Origin of the sequence: Polaribacter pacificus (assembly GCF_038024035.1) — a bacterium.
Classification (GTDB): domain Bacteria; phylum Bacteroidota; class Bacteroidia; order Flavobacteriales; family Flavobacteriaceae; genus Polaribacter; species Polaribacter pacificus.
Window position 1 is genome coordinate 1,484,108 of the sequence record NZ_CP150664.1, and the last position, 16,357, is coordinate 1,500,464.

A 16,357-nucleotide genomic window follows, 5' to 3' on the forward strand; every position below is an offset into this window, starting at 1 on the left:
TAAACATCTATTAATTATTGAAGTATTCGATTATGAAATTTTTTACAACACTTTTTTTTATTTGTGTTTTTAGTATTTCTGTAAAAGCCCAAGAGGCCATACATGAAGTCGGTGTTTTTCTCGGGACAGGAGCAATACAAACAGATTTTGGACAACGAAATGATTTTTTTAGCAGTTATGGAAATAACGTAATTTCTTTTAGTGCCACTCATTACATCCAATTTTACAGCCAAGAACTTAAAGTGAGTGATCGCTACCATTGGAAAAAGCATTTTATGCTAAAGTCTGAAATCAATATTTTTACGAGAGCAAATTTTGAGCATTTTGGAAAATATACAGAAGGAAGTAGTGTATCAGCACAAAAATTAAGTGCTATGAAAGGGCATGCTTCTGTTATGAGTATAGGTGTTTCTGCCGAATACTACCTTAGAAGCTTGTACAATGATGTGCTCTGGAATCCATTTGTAACTCTAGGTTTTAAATATTCTTGGTACAATAATGGTTTGGAATCAGATCTTGGTGATTGGAGAACAGATATCACTGTACTCCCTGGTAAATACCAAACCCCAAACGCTCTTAATGTTGGAAGGGGAAGCACACCTACAATTGCCTTAGGTGCTGGAACTAGGCTTCGATTAACAAGTCGCCTAGACCTAGCAGGTATTTTTAACTGGCATATTTACTTTTCAGACACTGTAGATGGATTACAAGCCGATGTTCCGGAAAATAGAAATGATGAGTGGATGACAAACATCCAAGTTGGGTTGATTTACGATCTAAGATCAAGCGCTAAAAGCAAGGCCTACTGTTTTTAAGGACTATTGAGAAAGTGCAGAATCAAGATCTTCAATTAGGTCTTCAATATCTTCAATACCTACACTTAACCGGATTAAAGAATCTGTAATACCAATCTTTAATCTTTCAGCTTCTGGGATACTTGCATGACTCATGGTTACTGGGTGATTTACCAAACTTTCTACACCCCCTAAAGATTCTGCTAAAGCAAAAACCTTCGTGTTTTCTAAAAACAAAAAAGCTGCAGCTTTGCTTTGATCTTTTAACTTAAAAGAAACCATTCCTCCAAAATCATCCATTTGTTTTTTTGCAATTGAATAATTAGGATGACTTTCCAAGCCTGGATAATAAACCGTTTCAACTTTAGGATGACTGGATAAAAATGCTGCAACTGCTTTTCCATTTTCACAATGGCGTTGCATCCTTAAATGCAATGTTTTAACACCTCTTAAAGCCAAAAAAGAATCCATCGGGCCCGCAATAGCACCTGCTGCAAACTGAATAAAATGCAATTCTTCTGCTAAACTTGCGTCTTTCACCATAAGAGCTCCCATTATAAGATCTGAGTGACCACCTAAATACTTTGTAGCAGAATGCATTACAATATCTGCTCCTAAATCAAGAGGTCTTTGCAAATAAGGCGTAGCGAACGTATTGTCAACAGCAATTGTAATGGCTGAGTTAATTGCTTTTGTAGCCTTGCAAATTTCTTTAATATCAGCAATCTTCATCAACGGATTTGTAGGCGTTTCTATCCAAATTAATTGGGTCTTCTCTGTGATTGCTTTACGAACATTGTCTGTAGAATCCATGTCTACAAATTGAAATTTCAATCCGTATTTTTCAAACAATTGTTTAAACATTCTATACGTACCTCCATAGAGATCATCACCTGCAATAACATGATCCCCAGGTTTCAATCTTCTCAATACACAATCAATAGCAGACATACCAGAAGAAAAAGCAAAACCATGAGTTCCATTTTCGATGGCAGCAAAACTATCCTCTAATGCTGTTCTTGTTGGGTTAGCAGATCTAGAATACCCATAGCCTTTATGCTGACCTGGACTAGCCTGTGCATAGGTAGACGTTTGAAATATCGGCGGCATTATTGCCCCTGTTGAAGCTTCGTGCTTTTGCCCACCGTGTATGGTTTTGGTATTAAACTTCACTGCTGGTCTGTTTTTATTAAACTAGTTTCTTTAATGCCTTGATGATTCCTAAGTGCATTCCTTCATGAAAGTTATTAAATGTAATTGCATCATCAAGTGAATTTAGAACAAAACCAGTACTGGTTGTATAACTTTCATAATTATCAAAAATCCCAGCTTCGTAATCTTCAACTAAAGTGTCTGGCAATCCAATTAGTAAATCTTTTACCTCATCAAACTCTTCATCAGAAAAAGGAGTCGTAGGAAAAGTGCCCTTTCTATAATTTGCAATTAATTCTTCTGGCACTAAACAGTTAACTCCTGATAATTTATAATGAAGCAATTGTTGAGTAACCACCAGATGTGCAACATTCCAAGTAATGTTATTTTTAAAACCAGTTGGAATATGGTTTAATTGTTCTATACTTAATCCGTCTATTTCCTTTTCTACCAAGGTTCTTGATACGGATAATATTTCAAATTGGGTTTTCATAAATTGAGTTTTATACTGTTCTATGCCAAATTTTGGTCACAGTTATTTTTTGTAAAAATAGCAAAGACTATTGATTTTTACTTTCTTTGTAATATAAATCTTCATCAGCATGCAAAAAGTATATTATTTACAAACTTGTGACACCTGCAGACGCATTTTAAAAGAAATCAACTTGGCTGGATTCGAAAAACAAGAAATAAAAGCCAACCCTATCTCGGTCAAACAACTTGAAGAACTGCATCAGTTATCAAAATCGTATGAAGCCTTGTTTAACAAAAGAGCGAAGCTATACAAATCTATGGATTTGAAAAATCAAGATCTAACCGAAACTGATTACAGACAGTATCTATTAGATGAATATACCTTTTTAAAAAGACCTGTTTTTGTTGTAGATGATACAATTTTTATTGGCAATAGTCCTAAGGAAATTGAGCTTCTAAAAGCAAAACTCGGCCAATGACATAGCATTTAATTAATGCTTCTCTTTTTATGATTCTTTGTAGTCTTCGTATGATTTTTCTTCTACCAAGGCTGAACCCGTATACTCATTGATTTCTTTTTTCACAACAGAGCGATCATCGTTGGTGTAATATACGGCTCTAGCCAACGCAATAAAAGTCTCTCCAAAATCTTTAGCCAACTCACACTCTCGAATATCGTCTTCTATTTTCCAGAGTTTTTTATTAACAGTCAACAAATTAGCATACAATTTTTTTAAAACTTCTTGGTCTTTTGCCTCTTTATAAATTTGCTCAACTACTGGGGTTAAAGATTGGTATTCATTTTGAATATTGATACGTTTTTTTGCATCTGCTATTTTAACCAATTTTATCTCTAAAATGCTGTACTTATCTAAAATTTCTCCATTGGATACTTCTATTTTCATCTAGTAGGTTTTTAATCGTTAAAAGTTCGTTCTACGATCTCCATAAAACGGGTTTCATACTCTTCTTTATCGGTCCAATCGTAATCTGGTTTGACCATCTTATTAACAAACTTCTTAGCTTCTTTTTGTGTTTTTACTGTATTTAATTGAGAAATAACCCTGTTAAAATCTTCTTGACTCCCAGCAAAAAGGTGTTTTACAAAAGCAATTCGATCATTTAATCCAATTTGTAAAGCTGGGCTCGTTTGAGGTGCAGACGGGTTGACTTCTGTTGGTTTTCCAAACAAGTCCGCTGCAACGTCAATAGAAATCGTATCTGATAATTCTTCATCTAAGGTAGGAATCTTCTTTTCGACCTTTTCTTCTTCTACCTTCTGCTCATCTTCCTTTTCTTCCTCTAGATTGGTTACTTCTAGTTCTGGAACCTCATCAAACAAGGCTTCTAACTCATCAAAAGGCTGTTCTAGAACTGTCTCTTCTATCTCTAATTGTATTTCTGTTTCCTGCTCCTCTTCCTCAACCTCTATTTCTACCTCCAAATTAGTATTCTCTATCTCTAGAGTGACTTCATTTTCCTCTAGTACAACTTCTGACTCTTCTTCTATAACTGAAGTAATCAATTTTTCTTTTGCAGCTTCTTCTATTTTAGCAATCAGTTCTTCTTTCGATTCAGTTGCGTTTGGTGTTGTATTGATGTATTCTTCTACATAAGCAAGAAGTGCAAGTTTTTCATAAACTTGATATGCTTTTTGTTTTAAAACAAAAATATCATCTTTATTTTTAAGCTGTAAGATACTGTGTGCTATACTGGTTAAGTCTGCTGCTAATTTTTTGTGCATAAGATTGATTGATTAAATAATGAAACGCATCTTTTTTTTAATAAATTTGTTCGAATTGAATTATCAGTCAAATTTGTATTGATGATTTTCAAGTTTTAAAATTACAAAATGTTTCTCGAAAATACAGTAAATCATACAGAACAATTTGGTTGGATAGAAGTTATTTGTGGGTCGATGTTCTCTGGTAAAACTGAAGAGCTTATCCGCAGACTTAAACGAGCAAAATTCGCAAAACAACGGGTAGAAATTTTTAAACCTACCGTAGACACGCGCTACGATGATGAAATGGTGGTATCCCATGATTCCAACGAAATAAGATCTACACCTGTACCAGCCGCCGCAAATATTCGATTGCTTGCAAACGATGTTGATGTTATAGGGATTGATGAAGCTCAATTTTTTGACGATGAGATTGTCTCAGTTTGTAATGATTTAGCCAATCGAGGCATTCGAGTAATTATTGCAGGATTAGACATGGATTTTAAGGGCAATCCTTTTGGACCGATGCCTGCTTTAATGGCCACTGCAGAATATGTAACCAAAGTACATGCAGTTTGTACCCACACAGGAAATCTAGCACATTATAGTTTTAGAAAAGCAAACAATGACAGGCTAGTATTATTGGGTGAAGTTGAGCAATATGAACCATTAAGCCGTGCAGCTTATTACAAAGCTCTTAGAAAACAACAAGAAGAAAAAGGACTCCCAAATCCATCAAAAGAAGATGAATAATCATGTAACTGTTTTAGAGATTGATAAAAGTGCCCTACGTTATAATTTGTCTTTTTTTAAACACAAATTACTTCCTACCACAAAAATATTAGTCGTCGTAAAGGCCTTTGGGTATGGTAGTGATGCTGTTAAAATTGCGGGCAGCATAGAAAAGGAGGTCGATTATTTTGCCGTAGCCTATACTGATGAGGGGATCAATTTAAGAGAATCAGGCATTACAAAACCCATCTTGATCTTACATCCACAAATTCAAAATTTAAAAAAAGTTCAAGAGTATCAACTAGAACCTAATCTTTATAATTTTAAAATATTCGATGCTTTTGTTGCCCTTTGCAAGCAGCAGAACCTTACCAAATATCCAATCCATTTAAAGTTTAATACAGGATTAAACCGAATCGGTTTTTGGCATACAGACATTCCTGTTTTACTTTCAAAAATTAAAGAAACAGCTAGTTTGAAAATTACTTCGATCTTCTCTCATTTGGCTGCAAGTGAAGATCTGCAAGAAAAGGAGTTTACTAAAAATCAGATCAATGATTTTAAATCTATCGCCAAACAACTAAAAGAAAACTTAACAGACAGCCCTTTTTTACACCTCCTCAACACCTCTGGAATCATAAATTATCCTGAGGCACAATTTGATATGGTGCGACTGGGAATTGGCTTATATGGCTTTGCTAACGACACTGAAACAACCCGACAGCTTAAAAATGTTTTAACATTAAAATCTGTTATTTCTCAAATTCATCTAATTGAGCCAGATGAATCTGTAGGATACAACAGAGCTTATATCGCGACCAAGCCAATGAGAACTGCAACCATACCAATTGGACATGCTGATGGTTTCCCTAGAACTTTTGGCAATGGGGTTGGCGGGATTTATATTAACAAGGAATATGCTCCGGTTGTCGGAAACGTTTGTATGGATATGATTATGGTTGATGTGACTCATATTGAGTGTAATGAAGGTGATGAAATTGTCGTTTTTGATTCTCAAGAAAAACTAGAAGAACTGGCTCAAAAAACCAATACAATCTCTTATGAGCTTCTCACAAATCTGTCTCCAAGAATAAAAAGATTGCTCAAATGTTAAAATTTTCTTAAATTTACAACCAATTAACTATTAAACAGATACAGTAATGGGAATGCTAAAAGAATTTAAAGAGTTTGCAATGAAGGGAAACCTTGTTGATATTGCAGTTGGTTTTGTTATGGGTGCCGCTTTTAAACAAGTAGTAACTTCATTTACCGGAGGAATTGTTTCTCCTTTAATTGGATTAATCTTTAAAGCTGATTTCAGAGATTTAAAATATGTCCTTACAGAAGGTGTTGCTGATGCAACAGGGAAAGTAACTGGTGAAGTTGCCATACTATATGGTGATTTTTTAACCAACGTAATCGACTTTATTATTGTTGCCTTTGTGATGTTCATGATCATAAAAGGAATCAATTCAACTAAGAAAAAAGAAGAGCCAGCAGCTCCAGCAGCTCCGGCAGGGCCAAGTCAAGAAGATTTATTGGCAGAAATTAGAGATTTATTAGCTAAGAAATAAAATTTCTTTTTTAAAGAATTCAGAAAACCGAAGCAAATTGCTTCGGTTTTTTTATATTTATAAAAACATGTAAATGAAAAGCTTACTCACAACTAAAAAATTGACAATTATAAATTTTATGATTGTGCTGTATTTTGCTCTAATTTTTCTGATTAATTACTACAAAATAGATCTTGTAATCCTTGGCGTTTTCAGAGAAATGCTCACCATTCCATTTCTGATTGCGCAAGTGGTGTTTTTAGTAATTGGAATAAAATTCACCTTAAAGAATTCCAAGAATTTCTTACTGCTATTTAGCCTTCTGGCATTAGGAATTTGCGCTGTTATTACGATTGGAAGTTTCTTTTAAATGAGTAGCTACTAAAATTAATAAAAAAAATGTCCTCTTTTTGGTTTTAACAAACGTCTTATAATAAATAACTTAAAACTTTAAATTATGAAAAATTTTATGATGATTTTTATCGGTGCTGATTATGCAGACTTAGGGCTTTCTCAAGAAGAAATGCAAGGCCGTATGGAAAAATGGTTTGCTTGGGGCAATAAGATGGAACAAGCTGGTGTTTTAAAAGGAGGCGAAGCTTTAACTCCACAAATAAGACGTATTGTAGGACAAAACAGGACGGTAACAGATCTTAGCTCGGCTGAAGTTAAAGAAATTGTAGGCGGGTATTATTTAGTTGAAGCCATTGATTTTGATGCTGTACAAGAAATAGCACAAGATTTTCCTGACTATGATCTAGGAGGCACAGTTGAAATTCGTGAAATTATGGTTTTTGATCACTGATGAACTCTAAAAACTTAGACCATCTTTTTAGACACCATCACGGAAAGATGGTCTCTGTTTTAACACGAATTTTTGGACTATCTAATCTAGAAATTATTGAAGATGCAGTTCAAGACACCTTTCTGAAGGCTAGTATAAACTGGAGAAAAAAACAACCCGACAATCCAGAGGCTTGGTTAACAAAAGCAGCAAAAAATAGAGTTCTAGATATTTTTAGAAAAATTCAAGCAGAGAAAAAACATTTGCCGGAACTCAAAAGCGGACTTGAATCCATAGCTGTTAATGAGCTCTTTTTGGATGCCGAAATAGAAGATGCTCAATTGCGAATGATATTTACGGCTTGTCATCCAAAACTTAATCCAAAAGACCGCATCTCTTTTGCCTTAAGAACCATATCTGGATTTAGCTCTAAAGAAATTGCATCTGCTTTACTTACCAAAGAAGAAACTATTAAAAAAAGGCTTTTTAGAGCTAGGAAATTCATTCAGGAATCTGATTTAGCGTTTAAAATTCCTCAAGGACAAGAATTACCCCATCGTATCGAAAGTGTTTTAGAGGTGATATACCTTATTTTTAACGAAGGGTTTCACTCAAACAAAAAAGAAGTCTTGATACAAAAAGAGCTTTGCGGAGAAGCAATGCGATTGTGTAAATACCTTCTAAAAAATAAGCACACAAACATTCCAGCAAGTTATGCTTTATTTGCCCTAATGTGTTTCCATGCAGCCAGGTTGGATGCCAAAATAAATACAGAAAACGAACTCATGGATTTAAAAAATCAAGATCGAAACAAATGGTCTTTTCCTTTAATTCAGATGGGAAACACAATGATGAATAAAGCTGTAGAAAATAATGAATTTTCTACTTATCACTATGAGGCTGCAATTATAGCCGAACATATAAAAGCTCCTAGTTTTGAGCAAACCAATTGGAAAAAGATACTAACTTGGTATGAGTGTTTACACAAACTACAACCAACTGCTTCTCATTTGTTAATTATGGGCGTCGTTTGTTTACAAAGTAAAAATTACATAAAAGCAAACTATTATTTTGAGCAGTTAAACCCAGAAGATTTAGAACAACGTTCGTATTTATTTTACAGTGCAAAAGCAGATTACTTTGTTGCCACAAACAACAAAAAGGAGGCAATCATTCAACTAAATATTGCTTTAGAAAAAGTAACTAACCGTTTAGAAAAGGAATTTTTAGAAAAAAAGAAGCTCACGATTAATTGATTCCTTTTTCTATTTTCTTTGCCTGATAAACCTCTGCAATTGTTGGGTTTTCAGGACAGCTTTTAATTTGCTCGAACACTTCTCCAGATTTTACAAGACCTGTTTGTAGTACTTTAAAATAGACACCACACATGCTTGTATTCCAAAATTGTTTTACTATGCTCATATCGTTAAAACGAACTCCTAGTTTCATACAGGGATTTCGAGCCTTTGTCACCTCTAACATCGCAGCTCCTACTTTAAAAACGTCGCCAACATGAGTCTTCGTTTCATCAAGATCATCAATGGTTAAATTTTCTCCAAACATACCAAACTGCCAATCTAAATTAGGATATTTTGTCTTCCAATACTCGTAGTGTTTTAAAGAATACCCATAAATTGCCTGATCAATTCCTCCGTGATTTTCTCGATTACAAATAGCATCTCCTCTAACATCTTCTAGATCTAGAAAAATGGGTTCATCAACAGAAAATTTAAAAATCCCGGTAGTTACCTGTTTTCCTTTCCACTCGATCTCTCGTTGTTCTCCTGTATTTGTTGAAATGATTTTCATCTATTTGTTTACTAAAATTTAAGGTAAATAAAGAAGTTCTTTTAAGCTATTTATTCAATTAAGAAATTTTGTAAAACATCTGCTATTTTACGGTTATCAGACAATTGTGGAATCTTATTTTGCCCTCCAAACTTACCTATCGATTTCATATACTCATGAAACCCACCTTTCTTAACCTTTCTAATAACCAGCGTTCGCAAGACTTTACCTGCAATTAAATCTTGATAATAAATGTTTTGTGCTTGCATAGAGTCATCAACTTTTTGGGTAAAATCATCTAAATTTTCAGGTTCATTTTCAAACTCGATAAACCATTCATGATAGGGCAAACCACTCTCTGGATTCACCTGAGGAGCAACAGTAAATTCACTAATGTTTATAGCGGTATCTTTTATTGAATCTTTTAAAGCTTTTTCTACTTCTTTTCCAATTACGTGCTCTCCAAAGGCAGAGATAAAATGCTTGATTCTTCCAGTAACCTTAATTCGGTAAGGTTGTAATGAAGTAAATTCAACAGTGTCACCAATATTATAGCCCCAAAGACCAGCATTGGTGTTTAAAATAATCACATAATTTACACCTAACCGTACCTCTTTTATAGAAATCCTTGTTGGGTTTTCATCATAAAACTCTGTTGCAGGTATAAACTCATAAAAAATTCCAGAGTTTAATTGCAACAACATGCCAGGTGCTGTTTGAGAATCTTGATAAGCAATAAATCCTTCAGAAGCAGGATACAGCTCTACATAATCAATCTTTTTACCGATAAGACTTTCAAACTTGTTTTTATAGGGTTCAAAATTGACACCCCCATACACAAAGAAATTAAAGTTTGGGAAAATCTCGGCAATAGGCTTCCCTGTTTTAGCGATGAGCTTTTCAAAATACATTTGCACCCAAGATGGAATACCGCTAATTACGGTCATGTTCTCATCTATGGTTTCATCTACAATGGCATTGACTTTGGTATCCCAGTCTTCTATGCAGTTGGTCTCCCAGCTTGGCAATCTATTCTTAAGCAAGTAATTTGGAACAAAATGAGCTACGATTCCGCTAAGTCTACCTAGCTGAATACCATTTTTATCTTCTAAAACTGGGTTCCCTTGTAAGAAAATCATCTTACCATCTACAAAGCTTGCATCCTTTTTTTCTAAGATGTAAAACAACAAGGCATTTCTTGCAGCTTTGATATGTGTAGGCATCGATTCTTTGGTAATCGGAATGTATTTAGCTCCAGAAGTCGTTCCAGAAGTTTTTGCAAAATACAAAGGTTTTCCTGGCCATAACACATCCTGTTCTCCTAAAACAATTCGATCCACATAGGGCTTTAAGCCCTCATAATCAGAAACTTTAACGCGTTTCTTAAAATCTTCGTAGGTTTTTATATTTTCAAAATCATGGTCCTTTCCAAAGGCTGTTTGTTTTGCATCAGCGATTAGTTTTTGAAAAACTTTTTCTTGAGTTTGAAAGGGCTTATTAGCCCATTTATAGACTTTTTTGGTAGCCAACTTTGCAAAGGGAATGGCAAAAATAGATTTTAGGCTCATTATTGAAAATCAATATAATTAGACGGATTTACAGGATAACCATTATACCATAATTCAAAATGTAAATGAGGACCTGTACTTAACTCACCTGTAGAACCAACACTAGAAATGGCTTCTCCTGATTTCACAAAATCACCCTGTTGTTTTAGCAAAGCTCCATTGTGTTTATAAACAGAAATAAAACCATTAGAATGATCGACTATAATTACATAACCGGTTTCTGCTGTCCACTCGGAGAAGACAACAGTTCCGTCTTCTATCACTTTTACTGGGGTTCCAGTTTCTGCTACAATATCAATTGCAAAATGCTTATTATCTAGATCAAATCCTTGGGTTACGTTTCCAGTAATGGGCGCAAAAAAAACGACATCAATTTTAGTGGAAGCCTTATCAAATAAAGGAAATCTGTCTTTGCTCTCAATCTTTTCTCTAAACAGAGAATCCTCTTTGGTTGCATTTAGTTTTTTAAGATCAAAAGTACTTGGAACTGGATTCTGTTTAATAGAATCAAAATTAACGTCTTCTACTGTTTGATCTCCTTTTAAAACAGGAATAATTGATTGGGTGTATTTTTCTATAATTTGCAAACGCATTTTTAATGAATCTGCCTCATAAAGTAAATCCGAAGCTTCTTTTTTAAGCTGGCTAGAAGAGTATCCTGGGATGTATTCTCTAATAGGAGTGTAAGCAATAAGAACTGTTGTTCCTGCAATTAATAAGATAGAGAAAAAACCACTGATTACAAAAATATTTAGCCGTGATAATTTTATAGAAAATCGTTCTTCAAACGTTTCTTCGTTTAAAACAACCATCCTGTATTTGTTGGTTATTTTCTGTCTGAAGTTTCCTTTTTTCTTCGGTTTTTTTGCCACAGTTCAACTATTAGAATTACACAAATATACAACGAAATATTACTGAATCTATTTTCTGTAAAAATTCATTTGATCTATATAGCTCCATACCGACTCTGTTAAAAGCGGTTGTACATTTTTTTGTTCGCGAATTCCTTTGCGTATCGATGTAGATGAAATTTCAATAATTGGAGCGTCTACTTTAAAAATTTTTGGATGACTTAACAATGAAGACTCTAAACTTCCATTTGAAATTCTTGGATACACATACACATTATGGTGCGCTAGAATTGTATCATAGTTTTTCCATTTGTGAAAACTCTTCAGGTTGTCTTCACCCATAATCAAGCAAAATTCATGCTGAGGATAGAGTTCAGTAAGATGAGCTAGGGTGTGAACCGTGTAATTAGGCTGTTCCAGCTTAAACTCGATATCAGAAGGCTTTAAATGCGGATACTTTTCTGTAGCGCGAAACACCAACTCATAACGATGATGATTGTCTAATAAGGTTTTTTTCTTTTTAAAGGGATTATGAGGAGTCACAACCATCCAAACCTCTTCAAGATCAGAGTATTCAACCATGTGATTAGCAATAATCAAATGCCCGACATGAATAGGGTTAAAACTACCAAAATACAATCCAACTTTCATACTTAGTCCTTATTTAAAAAATCTCCAACAAGCTGCTCTGCTTCTTTCAAAGCAACGTCTAGATCGTAGTTTTTTATAATCTTATCAAACTGCGGAGCGGTTGCCAACTCAACAGAAGCCTTAGCTATCCGCATGTTTATTTTTTCTTCACTCTCTGTTTTTCGTTTTTTTAAACGAATTTTCAACTCATCAATACTAGGTGGTTTTACAAAAACAGCCAAGGTTTGATCTGGGAATTTCTTTTTGATTCGCAGGCCTCCAGCTACGTCAATATCAAAAATTACGTGTTTTCCTTGGGCCCAAATACGCGCTACTTCACTTTTTAAGGTTCCGTAAAAATTATCGCGATATACTTCTTCCCACTCTAAAAAATCATCATTCTTAATATGATTTTTAAACTCTGGTAAGCTGATAAAATAATAGTCTTTTCCATCAATTTCTTCTCCTCTAGGTTCTCTAGAAGTTGCAGAAATAGAAAACTCTAACTGAAACTGTTCTTGTTGTAATAAATGGCGAACTATGGTTGTTTTACCCGATCCAGAAGGTGCAGAAAAAACAAACAATTTTCCTTTAAAATCTTTCATATACTTTAATTTAGACAGTCAAAACTGTCTTTTACTTTTTGTTGTTTCTTCTTACAATACGTTAAGTATTTGCTCTTTAATCTGCTCTAATTCGTTCTTCATTTGAATTACGGCCTTTTGCATAGGAGCATAATTTGCTTTTGACCCTGTGGTATTGATCTCACGACCCATTTCTTGAACGATAAAACCTAGTTTTTTGCCATTAGAAGTTGTACCATCAAGCTCTTTTAGAAAATAATCTAAATGATTTGCCAAACGCACTTTTTCTTCATTAATGTCTAACTTTTCTAAGTAATAGATTAACTCTTGTTCAAAACGATTTTCATCAAGCTCAACCTTTAAATCTGAAATGGCTTTTTGCAAACGCTGCTTTACGTGCTCTATTCGCTCTTCATCCAATGCTTTTACTTCTTCTAGATAGCTGTAAATATTTTGGATTCTCGTTCTAAAATCAACTTCTAAAGAGGCTGCTTCATCAGTTCTATATTGGGTGATCTCTTTAAGTGCTTCATTAATACCTGCATCAATTAACTGCCATTCTGATTCATCCAACTCTTCACGTTCAGTTTTTAATGCATCAGGCATTTTAACTGCCATCTTTAGCAATTCAATTTCTGAAAGTTCATTGGTTGGCAAAACACTTCGCAGGTCATCCATGTATTGTTTAACGATACGGCCATTAACTTTGGTACTGGTTTCATCAGAAGTCATTTCTACATAGATAGAAAAATCAACCTTCCCGCGAACCAAACTCGCCGCAATTCTTTTTCGAACATCAAGCTCCTTCTCCTTGTAATAAGAAGGGATTCGAACATTTAAATCTAAGCTTTTGCTATTCAAAGATTTTACTTCTATGCTTACTTTTTTAGTTGGTAATTGCAAAACTGCTTTACCGTATCCCGTCATGGATTGTATCATTCTCAATATTTTATAAAGCAACAAAGGTACATATTATTTGCTGATTTTCTCTTTTGAAGCCTTTAGAATCCTACGTCATTCGTCTTAAAGAAATTCTTATTTTTACAATCTGTAAAACAGTTATATTTTGAACAAAACAAAGCATATTGTAGTGATACGTCTTTCGGCCATGGGAGATGTAGCCATGACTGTCCCTGTATTAAGAGCCCTAATTGATCAGCACCCTGATGCACAAATTACCATGATCTCAAAAGGCCACCTTGCTCCTGTTTTTGAATCATTAAAAACGGTCCGGTTTTTTGAGGTTGATGTAAAGCACAAACACAAAGGCATTCTTGGGCTATGGAGACTGTTTAGACAACTCCAAAAAGAAGAAATAACACATGTTGCTGACTTACACAATGTTTTACGCTCAAAAATCCTTCGTTTATTTTTCCGCTTCTCTCTAAAAAAAGTTGCTGCTATTGACAAAGGAAGAGCAGAAAAAAAAGCATTGACGAGGTCTAAAAATAAAATTTTTAAGCAACTAAAAAGCACTCACCAACGCTATGCGGATGTGTTTAAGCAATTGGGATTTCTTGTTGATATTTCGAATCCTACACAGTTAAAAAAACCTATTTTATCAAAAAATATTACAACTATTACAGGCATTAAAGATTCAAAAAAATGGATCGGTATTGCGCCTTTTGCCCAGTACGCATCAAAAACTTACCCCTTAGACTTCATGGAAAAGGTGATTGAAAAACTAAGTGAACATTATCACTTATTTTTGTTTGGAGGCGGGCAAAAAGAAATTGAAATCTTAACCAGTCTAGAAAAAAAACACCCACAAACCATCTGTGTTGCGGGCCGACTAAAACTAAAAGAAGAGTTAGATCTAATTTCTCATTTAGACTTGATGCTCGCTATGGATTCTGGAAATGCACATTTTGCATCCATGCAGCAAATTAAAACCATTACTCTTTGGGGAGTTACCCACCCTTTTGCAGGATTTGCACCTTTTGGTCAACCTGTAGATTATTGCATTTTACCCGATTTAAAAAAATATCCAAACATTCCATGCTCTGTATATGGCAATAAAGTTTGCGAGGGTTATGAAGAAGTAATGTACAGCATAAAGCCAAATACTATCACCAAAAAAATCGTATCGGTTTTAAACTAAAAAAAGTACCTTTAATAAAAATTTTCTCCATCATGACTGTTCATCATATTGCCCAAAACAACTCGATACTAAATAAATTTATTGCAGAAATTAGAGATGTGAAAATTCAAAAAGACTCTCTGCGTTTCAGAAGAAATATTGAAAGAATTGGCGAGATATTAAGTTATGAGCTAAGTAAGCAACTTTTGTATAAAACCTCAAGCACCACAACTCCTCTAGGCATTAAAGAAACTTCTTTTATCAAAGACAATTTAGTAATCGCATCAGTTTTAAGAGCTGGATTGCCTTTGCATCAAGGTTTATTAAATTATTTTGACGATGCAGAAAATGCATTTATCTCTGCTTATAGACATCATCCAAACAAAGATGAAAACTTTGAAATTGTCGTGGAGTATTTTGCAGCCCCTGCACTCGAAAATAAAATAGTTTTACTTGCAGACCCGATGTTGGCAACTGGACAATCATTGGTAGCTGTATACGAGGCTTTAAAAAAGCATGGGCTTCCAAGAGAAATTCACATTGTCGCAGTGATAGGATCACAGGAAGGAATTGATTATATAGGTGAAAATTTTCCTGAAAATACTCATTTATGGATCGCCACCATTGACCCTTCACTAAACGATAAAGGGTATATCGTGCCAGGATTAGGAGACGCTGGTGATTTGGCTTATGGCACTAAACTATAAAATGAATCGCAATAGAGTAACCCAAAAATAAAAGCAGTATTAAATCTACAAACAGTTTTTTCTTTAAGAACTGTAACCAGTTTGCTATAATGATGCTCATCGGAATAAAAACAGCGATTAACTCAGAACCATCTCTTTGTTTTATCAGTAAAACAAAAGCCAATGCCACAGCTAAATGAAATAACAGCAAGAACCAGCTTCTTCTAAACTTATTGTTAACAGAAAAAACACGTGGTGTCCTAGATATAATAGCAACAAAAAGCGCTCCAAAAAACAAGAAAAAACTTGTTGAATAGAAAACAGAATCATAACTGCTAAAATCATAAGTAGTGGTAAACGTAAACAAGCTGTAAAAAATATCGGTTTGATCTACAAAAAAAAGATAGGTAAAAAACAAAAACAGTGGAGAACAAAAACCTAAAATAGGTATCAGTAAAGTTTTGACAGAAACTTCATAAAACAGAACGACTGCTGCATAGATCATCAACAAAAAGACTATAGAGAATGGCTCTAGTAAGAAGGCAACACCCAACCACAGACCACTATCAAAAAGTTTTGACAAGACATTATTGAGTTTTCGGATGCTATATACTTTTCTTAGGGTCAATAAAATTAAAACCTGAACCAATAAATTATTAAGATTGACCAAACTATTACTCACTGTACCTAAGAAAATTACTAAAAGCAAAAAAGCATACAGATTATCTCTTGTTAATTTATTTTTTACAATGATAAAATTAAACAAGAACAGAAAAAGTCCAAAAAGCATCAAAAGCCCCAACTTAGGGAGTAAAAAACCTTCTGTTTCTGCTGGTTTTATGACCGTCAATTGTGTCATAAGAAAATAGATAAGGAAAACCCCGGCTATAATTATAAAATTAACTGGTTTTGATTTGCCGAAAAAATTGGCTAACATCATTTGTTTTTATATTTTTGC

21 protein-coding genes are annotated in these 16,357 nt (G+C 34.2%); 10 read left to right on the plus strand and 11 right to left on the minus strand.

Annotation, left to right across the window (positions count from 1 at the left end):
* The first annotated feature begins 32 nt into the window (after positions 1–32).
* On the plus strand, positions 33–815 hold the full coding sequence (locus WHC90_RS06680) for a THC0290_0291 family protein (protein ID WP_188597706.1): 783 nt from the start codon (positions 33–35) through the stop codon (positions 813–815).
* A 3-nt stretch (positions 816–818) separates the two neighbouring features.
* Here the strand turns inward: WHC90_RS06680 and WHC90_RS06685 are convergent, their stop codons facing one another.
* On the minus strand, positions 819–1,967 hold the full coding sequence (locus tag WHC90_RS06685) for a cystathionine gamma-synthase (protein ID WP_188597707.1): 1,149 nt from the start codon (positions 1,965–1,967) through the stop codon (positions 819–821).
* A 16-nt stretch (positions 1,968–1,983) separates the two neighbouring features.
* On the minus strand, positions 1,984–2,439 hold the full coding sequence (locus WHC90_RS06690) for a DinB family protein (RefSeq protein WP_188597708.1): 456 nt from the start codon (positions 2,437–2,439) through the stop codon (positions 1,984–1,986).
* A gap of 109 nt (positions 2,440–2,548) precedes the next feature.
* Between WHC90_RS06690 and WHC90_RS06695 the strand changes: the two genes are divergently transcribed.
* A complete protein-coding gene (locus tag WHC90_RS06695; protein WP_188597709.1) occupies positions 2,549–2,899 on the plus strand; it encodes an arsenate reductase family protein in 351 nt (116 codons plus the stop codon).
* 27 nt (positions 2,900–2,926) lie between these two features.
* Here the strand turns inward: WHC90_RS06695 and WHC90_RS06700 are convergent, their stop codons facing one another.
* Positions 2,927–3,325 (minus strand): DUF6165 family protein, encoded by a 399-nt coding sequence (locus WHC90_RS06700; protein WP_188597710.1) that lies wholly within the window; start codon positions 3,323–3,325, stop codon positions 2,927–2,929.
* A gap of 11 nt (positions 3,326–3,336) precedes the next feature.
* Positions 3,337–4,164: a hypothetical protein gene (locus tag WHC90_RS06705; protein ID WP_188597711.1), complete on the minus strand. Its 828-nt coding sequence runs from the start codon at positions 4,162–4,164 to the stop codon at positions 3,337–3,339.
* Between the two features lie 108 nt (positions 4,165–4,272).
* Here WHC90_RS06705 and WHC90_RS06710 point away from each other — a divergent pair, with 108 nt between their 5' ends.
* The 6 genes from WHC90_RS06710 to WHC90_RS06735 all read left to right on the plus strand — a co-directional run bounded on the left by WHC90_RS06710 (position 4,273) and on the right by WHC90_RS06735 (position 8,468).
* Positions 4,273–4,896: a thymidine kinase gene (locus tag WHC90_RS06710; protein ID WP_188597712.1), complete on the plus strand. Its 624-nt coding sequence runs from the start codon at positions 4,273–4,275 to the stop codon at positions 4,894–4,896.
* Entirely contained in the window at positions 4,889–5,989 is a 1,101-nt protein-coding gene (gene alr / locus WHC90_RS06715) for an alanine racemase (protein WP_188597713.1), read from the plus strand. The genes WHC90_RS06710 and alr overlap by 8 nt, the downstream gene beginning before the upstream one ends.
* Positions 5,990–6,041: 52 nt before the next feature.
* Positions 6,042–6,449, plus strand: a complete 408-nt coding sequence (gene mscL, locus WHC90_RS06720) for a large-conductance mechanosensitive channel protein MscL (protein WP_188598577.1) — start codon at positions 6,042–6,044, stop codon at positions 6,447–6,449.
* A gap of 73 nt (positions 6,450–6,522) precedes the next feature.
* Positions 6,523–6,798: a hypothetical protein gene (locus WHC90_RS06725; RefSeq protein WP_188597714.1), complete on the plus strand. Its 276-nt coding sequence runs from the start codon at positions 6,523–6,525 to the stop codon at positions 6,796–6,798.
* An 87-nt stretch (positions 6,799–6,885) separates the two neighbouring features.
* Positions 6,886–7,233 carry a YciI family protein gene (locus WHC90_RS06730; protein WP_188597715.1) on the plus strand — a complete coding sequence of 116 codons (348 nt, stop codon included), beginning with the start codon at positions 6,886–6,888 and terminating at the stop codon, positions 7,231–7,233.
* Positions 7,233–8,468, plus strand: coding sequence for an RNA polymerase sigma factor (locus WHC90_RS06735; RefSeq protein WP_188597716.1), 1,236 nt, complete (start codon positions 7,233–7,235; stop codon positions 8,466–8,468). The genes WHC90_RS06730 and WHC90_RS06735 overlap by 1 nt, the downstream gene beginning before the upstream one ends.
* Here WHC90_RS06735 and WHC90_RS06740 read toward each other — a convergent pair.
* Genes WHC90_RS06740 through WHC90_RS06765 form a run of 6 tightly spaced genes read right to left on the minus strand, consistent with a single transcriptional unit; the run spans position 8,461 to position 13,572 of the window.
* On the minus strand, positions 8,461–9,021 hold the full coding sequence (locus WHC90_RS06740) for an MOSC domain-containing protein (RefSeq protein WP_188597717.1): 561 nt from the start codon (positions 9,019–9,021) through the stop codon (positions 8,461–8,463). The two genes, WHC90_RS06735 and WHC90_RS06740, sit on opposite strands and share 8 nt — an antisense overlap.
* A 50-nt stretch (positions 9,022–9,071) precedes the next feature.
* The gene (locus WHC90_RS06745) at positions 9,072–10,568 is read right to left on the minus strand and encodes a GH3 auxin-responsive promoter family protein (protein ID WP_188597718.1); all 1,497 of its coding nucleotides are present in this window, start codon (positions 10,566–10,568) and stop codon (positions 9,072–9,074) included.
* A complete protein-coding gene (locus WHC90_RS06750; protein WP_188597719.1) occupies positions 10,568–11,440 on the minus strand; it encodes a M23 family metallopeptidase in 873 nt (290 codons plus the stop codon). Before WHC90_RS06750 ends, WHC90_RS06745 begins: the two co-directional genes overlap by 1 nt.
* Before the next feature lie 48 nt (positions 11,441–11,488).
* The gene (gene nadD, locus WHC90_RS06755; RefSeq protein ID WP_188597720.1) at positions 11,489–12,070 is read right to left on the minus strand and encodes a nicotinate (nicotinamide) nucleotide adenylyltransferase; all 582 of its coding nucleotides are present in this window, start codon (positions 12,068–12,070) and stop codon (positions 11,489–11,491) included.
* Positions 12,071–12,072: 2 nt separating this feature from the next.
* Positions 12,073–12,654 carry a guanylate kinase gene (gene gmk / locus WHC90_RS06760; protein WP_188597721.1) on the minus strand — a complete coding sequence of 194 codons (582 nt, stop codon included), beginning with the start codon at positions 12,652–12,654 and terminating at the stop codon, positions 12,073–12,075.
* A gap of 51 nt (positions 12,655–12,705) precedes the next feature.
* Positions 12,706–13,572 carry a YicC/YloC family endoribonuclease gene (locus WHC90_RS06765; protein ID WP_188597722.1) on the minus strand — a complete coding sequence of 289 codons (867 nt, stop codon included), beginning with the start codon at positions 13,570–13,572 and terminating at the stop codon, positions 12,706–12,708.
* 127 nt (positions 13,573–13,699) lie between these two features.
* On the opposite strand from WHC90_RS06765, the gene WHC90_RS06770 reads away from it, so the two are divergent.
* Both WHC90_RS06770 and upp read left to right on the plus strand, forming a co-directional pair.
* Positions 13,700–14,734, plus strand: a complete 1,035-nt coding sequence (locus tag WHC90_RS06770) for a glycosyltransferase family 9 protein (protein ID WP_229664883.1) — start codon at positions 13,700–13,702, stop codon at positions 14,732–14,734.
* A gap of 32 nt (positions 14,735–14,766) precedes the next feature.
* Entirely contained in the window at positions 14,767–15,420 is a 654-nt protein-coding gene (gene upp / locus WHC90_RS06775) for a uracil phosphoribosyltransferase (RefSeq protein ID WP_188597723.1), read from the plus strand.
* On the opposite strand, the gene WHC90_RS06780 is transcribed toward upp, so the two are convergent.
* A complete protein-coding gene (locus tag WHC90_RS06780) occupies positions 15,410–16,258 on the minus strand; it encodes a hypothetical protein (RefSeq protein ID WP_188597724.1) in 849 nt (282 codons plus the stop codon). The two genes, upp and WHC90_RS06780, sit on opposite strands and share 11 nt — an antisense overlap.
* Positions 16,259–16,357 lie beyond the last annotated feature (99 nt).